Here is a 5999-nt window from a genome sequence, read left to right as displayed (position 1 = left end):
TTCTTCCCTCTCACCTGTGCGCCAAGAACAACTACATACTCAAGTCCCGGTTTACCTTTTGCCTGCATCCCGTGTATCACACAGATCAACAGAAATGTAAATAAGCAAATACCTGCTGCCAGCAGCACATAACCTGCCATACTGATCCAGCCCGGAAGCTGCAAGTACCACATCGCTCCATGTGTCGTCTGGCCAGACACCATCCCCATAAAAGAACAGTTCCTGCAGGCCAGATCCATGCAAAATCTGCAGTAATACCTGCATGGATAATAATCACTATATAATAGGTCAGGCAAAGAATACCTGCCGAAAAAATGAATACGTTCATCTAAAAAACCGTTTTATTTATTTCTGCCACAGCAATATTTATATTTTTTGCCGCTGCCGCAAGGACATGGATCATTACGGCCTACTTTATGAGGCTTGATCACAGTTCCTGAACTCCTCTTGCTCCAAAATAAAGCTCTTTTCTCTTCTCAGGAGTAAAGATCTTATCCCACTGAGGCAGCTCATACAGCCAGTCTGCTTTTGCATCTACCATGTTCTTATACAGAAGTTCTTTGTCAAAGCACAGGCTTACAGTTGTATTCTCATCCATAGTCTCAATAGGATTCTTAATCTTCAGACTGTCATTGATACCATCCAGGAAACCTACCATGGTAAGTACTTCCTGTCCATATTTCTCAGCAAGCTCTTTTACTGTACCGGTAACAACCTCATCCGGATTCTCTAAAAGCTGCTCATAAATACCTTTTTCAATGTTAAAATAGTTTGCCCAGAATCTCTGGAGTTTATTGCGGTCTGCCTGCTGATCATAGGCAATCCCACGCCACTGCTCTAAAATGGTCTTGTCACTCATTTCTTGGTTCCTCTTTTCAAATAAGATTCATTTTCATTTCCTTAGGTCCTGCATCTGCAGGCCGGATTTCGTCCATTATAACATCTTTTAAATCATTACGCAATTCTTTTAGCAGATTACGCGGTTTTTTCCTTGTATAAAATCAATTCTATATGCCTATACTATGATTGTTCATTGAACCCCTTCAATGACGCCATTACAAATGATAAAACAAAAGTAACTGTTCAGCAGACTGGCTTCTGCCGGCACCAAACAGTTACTGTAACTTATATCCTCCCCTGGAAAATGCGGAATGCGGTACAGATAAGGACTGCTTTCCGCATTTATTTTATACCCAGCTTCTCCAGCTCAGCCACTGCCTGCTTAAAATCATGAAACTGAATGGCATGGATGCCAAGTTTTCTGGCGGCCTCACAATTCTCAGCCCTGTCATCCAAAAATACACTTTCTTCTGCTTTCAGCCCGTATCTGCCAAGCAAGGTTTCATAAATATCCTTTTCAGGTTTCAGCTGCTGCACTTCGCAGGAAAAAATGATCCCATCCATATTTTTCAGGAAAGTAAGATCTTTTCTTGTTTGTTCTAATACATAATTACAGTAATTGGAAAGCACATACAGATGATATCCTTTGCTTTTCAGGTACTTTGTCCAGGTATCTGCATAGTCCCGCACCTTAATAGTTTTACCGGACCCTTCCAGAACCTTCCTTACGTCCTGTGCATATTCCGGCAACGCGCTTTCAAAAGCCTTTACGTAAGTTTCCTCATCATAAAGGCCTCGATCCCTCTCATTCCACTGCTGGCTTAGAAATACCTTTTCACCGATCAGCTTATTCTCTTCCTCCGGAAAGCCAAAAGACTTAAGATACCCCTGCCAGTCAAAGTCAACCAGAACCAGTCCTACATCAAAAATCACATTTTTCATTTTACCCTCTGCACTCCCTTTTCTTTTATCCAGCAGCCTGTACATCATCCAGAACAGATATCCAAGAACAGGCACAAGAATAGCTACTCCCCAGGAAGCCCTGAACAGATCGCTATCTGTCATTGCAAAAAACATTGGCATACAGGCTGCCAGCAGAAGAACCACTATTCCTAAAATCGCAGCTGCCTTTTTTAAATTTTTCATAATACTTCCGCCTTCCTGACAGATAAAAAGAGGGACCAGCAAGCTGTTCTCCACTGGCCGGTCCCTCAAAACTTTTACCTGTTTCTGTAAATAATATCATTTCTTCCCGGTCCGTTAGAAACCATTGTGATCGGGCACTCGATCTGCTTCTCAATAAACTCAATATAATTTCTGCAGTTTTCCGGAAGATCCTCGTATTTCTTGATCCCGCGGATATCACATTTCCATCCCGGAAGTTTTTCCAGTACAGGTTTGGCTTTTTCCAGCTTGCAGGTAGTTGGGAAATCAGTTGTTACCTGACCGTCGATCTCATATCCTACACAAACCGGGATCTCATCCAGATATCCAAGGACATCAAGAACTGTAAATGCCACATCTGTAGCTCCCTGGATACGGCAGCCATACTTGGAAGCAACGCAGTCATACCATCCCATACGTCTTGGGCGTCCGGTAGTAGCCCCAAACTCGCCGCCGTCACCGCCGCGTTTTCTCAGTTCATCAGCCTCATCACCAAAGATCTCAGATACAAATGCCCCAGCACCTACAGCACTGGAATATGCTTTACTTACAGCAATGATCTTCTTGATCTCATATGGAGGAACTCCCGCACCGATGGCACCATAGCCTGCCAGTGTAGAAGAAGATGTAACCATTGGGTAGATACCATGATCAGGATCTTTCATGGAACCAAGCTGTCCCTCAAGAAGGATCTCTTTCCCTTCTTTCAGTGCGTTCCACAGGAAAAGAGATACGTCTCCTACATATGGAGCAACCATTTCTTTGTATTCCATCAGCTTATCCATGATCTCATCCGGATTCAGAAGCGGCTTATGGTAAAGATGCTCTAACATAACATTCTTAACCTGGCAAACGCTTTCAACCTTCTCTCTCAGTTTCTCATTGTCAAACAGTTCATTTACCTGAAAACCGATCTTTGCATATTTGTCGGAATAGAAAGGTGCAATACCTGATTTGGTAGATCCAAAGGATCTGCCTCCCAGTCTTTCCTCCTCATACTGATCAAACAGAGGATGATAAGGCATAACGATCTGTGCTCTGTCAGAGATCAGGATCTTAGGTGCCGGTACGCCTCTGCTGACAATCTCATTATATTCTTTAAAAAATATAGGAATATCCAATGCCACACCATTTCCGATCACACTTGTGGTACGACCGGAAAATACACCAGATGGAAGTGTATGCAGTGCAAATTTGCCATAGTCATTGACGATGGTATGTCCTGCATTAGCTCCTCCCTGGAATCTTACAACAACATCCGCTTCCTGAGCCAGCATATCGGTAATCTTTCCTTTTCCCTCATCGCCCCAGTTAGCGCCTACTACTGCTTTGATCATAACACAATTCCTCCTCGTGTCTTTTTATGTTTACCGTAATTCCGGAAACATCCTATACTATTTTCTTAATATTTCTAAAACGGCATTACCAGCTTCCGCCGCCTCCGCCGCCAAAACCGCCGCCAGAAAAGCCTCCGCTGCTGCTTCCACCGGAAGATCCTCCGCTGCTTCCGCCTCCTGATGAACTTCCCGGATCCACCTTGGTAAGGGTGCTTGTTACATGCTGCATGCTCTTTGACATCTGCCTGCTGAACATATAATAATTCCATGTTACGTAATCCGGGGAACTGCTTACATACCACTCAGGTGCAGGAATAGCTAAGGTTTCCAGTCTCTTTGCAAATACATCAGAAAGGCCGAACACATAGGTGTATGGCAGTACACTATAAAACCATTCCGGATTATCTTCTGCCATTGCCTTCAAACGGTCAAGCTCTGCTGTTTTAATAAACTCCCTAAGCCCAAGCAAACGTCCCATCCAGTCCACACATTTTTCAGTTCTTTTTTTCATAAATGCTGTAAAGAACAGGCATATAAAGGATGCCACTGCTGCCACTGCCAGCCCACGTGTAAAATCAAACACATTCTGCTGTCTTAAGCCAGAGAGATAAATACCTGTCACAAATGCAATCCCACACAGGTAAAAACAGATTCCTATGAACCCGCCTCCAATACGGCCGGCACCTCGCCTGCCATGCCATTTATCAACAGCAGAGCAAAGAAGAACCATACCGATCACCATCAGAATCAGTGAAAACACACTGAAAAGCTGCTGCAGGATCCAAAACTTATTCAGCACAAGCATCATCACAAGAAAGATGCACATGGGCACAAAGCTGATCAGAGCAGCAAACACTCTTGCCACAGTAGAGGAAGTGGTATAAAGACTGCCCTTTGCCTTCACATAATCCTTAACCTGGCTCTTAACCGTATCAATTGTACCTGCACATTTATATTTCAAGCTGGAAATCCTAACAGAATCCCCTTTTTTGAAAAGCTTATCAAACAGGGTTCTTTCATATTTGGGAGCATCCACAGGCAATGGAAGTGCTGTCTTTATCAGTGTAAGATCCTTTTTCTTGCCGGTATCTTTGATCTGAAGATGACCTCTGTCTGCCCAGTAAAGGATCAGGGACAAAACATCCTTATCCTCCACACTGCCGTCAATAATATACCCTACTGCTGCACTGTCCAGATCTACCTGGGGCTGAAACTGTACAGATGTAATGATCTCTTTCCGTCCCTCCCGAAATGTTGGAACATAAAGATCACCAGCACCAGGATCACCACGGAAGCTGTCACCAGTATCGTATTCACAGGAGGGATCAGATTGCTTCCTGTAAAATAATCATCTCCCATCTGGGCATACATGGTAATACCGCTGCCAAATTCCATATCCTGGGTCAGCGTACCTTCCAGGGTATTTCCATCCCAGGAAAGATCCAGCAGTTCCTTTCCATCTGCAGTCGCTCCGTAGCTTCCATAATATAATTCCAGCTTTTCATGATCAAAATCCTTTGGAAAGCTTACTGTAAAGCTGCTGCCTGCAGGAATCACATTCTGCCAGCTTAAAGGAAACAGGTTGTAATATACATCTGTATATGCCTTTTCCTGTACCAGCGGTGTAACTGAGTACTCCATGTAATAGGTCTGAGGACCATATACCGTATGATCCGCATCCCCAAGCTTAAGAACATAGAAGCCCTCCTCTGTACTCTCTTCTACATTTGTGTTGCAATCTTCCAGCTCTATATCAGCAAAATAAGGAATCTTTTCCCCTTGCACATCCTGAATAGTGCCTTTCATTGGAATATAGCGGTAAATTCCATGACGTTCCTGAAGCATGTCCACCCTGGATCGCTCTCACTTACCAGGTAACTGTTGTCTTCCCCAATGGTCACTTCCACATGGTAATTCTCAGTATCCATGTTGTGGTCATATTCCAGGGTACTGCTGTCACCGCTTACCACTCCCAGGATATTCCCTGTCATACAAAACATGATCCCAATAACAACCAGTATGCCGATCTGGGATATTGTCTGACAGGCTGAGTTTCTTTCTTAAACATACTTTCTCCTCCTGCTTGGGTTTCTTATCCGGGATCAGAAAGAAACCTTTACATTTTTTTTCTCTTTCAGCTTCAGAATTTACTTCATAAAGAGGTTTTCTCTTGAAGCCGAAAAGGGACGCAAGAATATTGCCTGGGGAACATCTCTGTTTTCGTGTTGTATTTATTAACAACACCATTATAGTATCTTCTTGAACCTGCAATTTCTTCCTCAATACGGGAAAGCTGATTCTGCAGACTCAGGAAATTCTGGTTTGCTTTCAGATCCGGATAACTTTCCGTAAGTGCAAACAGACTTTTCAGTGTACCTGAAAGTGCATTGTCATTTGCGATCTTCTGCCGTCCGGCACTGCTTTGGCATTCATAGCCATATTTCTGGCATTGATCACAGCCTGAAGTGTGTCCTGCTCGTGCTTGGCATAGCCTTTTACAGTCTCCACAAAATTAGGGATCAGGTCATACCGTTTCTTTAAGGATACATCCATAGCTGAAAAGGCTTCTTCGCTTTTGTTGCGAAGTCTGACAAATCCATTATAGGAGGACACAAGCCAGAGCACCAGAAGTACGACTACTGCCAGTACAATAATCAC

7 protein-coding genes and 2 pseudogenes are annotated in these 5999 nt (G+C 43.6%); all 9 read right to left on the bottom strand.

Translation table 11 applies throughout. From position 1 onward, the window contains the following. A pseudogene (locus tag R1Y93_RS00285) lies at positions 1–209 on the bottom strand (hypothetical protein); the annotation flags it as partial. 132 nt (positions 210–341) lie between these two features. After that, positions 342–859 (bottom strand): annotated as a pseudogene (locus tag R1Y93_RS00280) (SEC-C metal-binding domain-containing protein). Positions 860–1182: 323 nt separating this feature from the next. Continuing rightward, complete coding sequence (locus R1Y93_RS00275) at positions 1183–1986, bottom strand: HAD family hydrolase (protein WP_500821185.1); 804 nt, start codon at positions 1984–1986, stop codon at positions 1183–1185. A 74-nt stretch (positions 1987–2060) separates the two neighbouring features. Next, positions 2061–3341 (bottom strand): adenylosuccinate synthase, encoded by a 1281-nt coding sequence (locus tag R1Y93_RS00270; RefSeq protein ID WP_500821184.1) that lies wholly within the window; start codon positions 3339–3341, stop codon positions 2061–2063. A gap of 85 nt (positions 3342–3426) precedes the next feature. After that, a complete protein-coding gene (locus R1Y93_RS00265) occupies positions 3427–4497 on the bottom strand; it encodes a DUF2207 family protein (RefSeq protein WP_500821183.1) in 1071 nt (356 codons plus the stop codon). 41 nt (positions 4498–4538) lie between these two features. Beyond that, on the bottom strand, positions 4539–5186 hold the full coding sequence (locus tag R1Y93_RS00260; protein WP_500821182.1) for a hypothetical protein: 648 nt from the start codon (positions 5184–5186) through the stop codon (positions 4539–4541). After that, the gene (locus R1Y93_RS00255) at positions 5144–5332 is read right to left on the bottom strand and encodes a hypothetical protein (RefSeq protein ID WP_500821181.1); all 189 of its coding nucleotides are present in this window, start codon (positions 5330–5332) and stop codon (positions 5144–5146) included. The genes R1Y93_RS00260 and R1Y93_RS00255 overlap by 43 nt, the downstream gene beginning before the upstream one ends. Before the next feature lie 161 nt (positions 5333–5493). After that, positions 5494–5712 (bottom strand): LemA family protein, encoded by a 219-nt coding sequence (locus R1Y93_RS00250; protein WP_500821186.1) that lies wholly within the window; start codon positions 5710–5712, stop codon positions 5494–5496. After that, on the bottom strand, positions 5709–5999 hold a 291-nt coding region (locus tag R1Y93_RS00245), incomplete at its 5' end, for a LemA family protein (protein ID WP_500821180.1). The genes R1Y93_RS00245 and R1Y93_RS00250, both read right to left, overlap by 4 nt.

The organism is Blautia sp. HA3515, from assembly GCF_059933065.1.
The sequence above is the reverse complement of the archived record's forward strand: the minus strand, read 5'-3'. Positions and strand labels throughout refer to the sequence as shown.

Bases quoted from the DNA above. Each gene is read 5' to 3' on its own strand.
- R1Y93_RS00275 (WP_500821185.1), bottom strand. From the start codon at position 1,986: ATGAAAAATTTAAAAAAGGCAGCTGCGATTTTAGGAATAGTGGTTCTT.
- R1Y93_RS00270 (WP_500821184.1), bottom strand. From the start codon at position 3,341: ATGATCAAAGCAGTAGTAGGCGCTAACTGGGGCGATGAGGGAAAAGGA.
- R1Y93_RS00260 (WP_500821182.1), bottom strand. From the start codon at position 5,186: ATGCTTCAGGAACGTCATGGAATTTACCGCTATATTCCAATGAAAGGC.
- R1Y93_RS00255 (WP_500821181.1), bottom strand. From the start codon at position 5,332: ATGACAGGGAATATCCTGGGAGTGGTAAGCGGTGACAGCAGTACCCTG.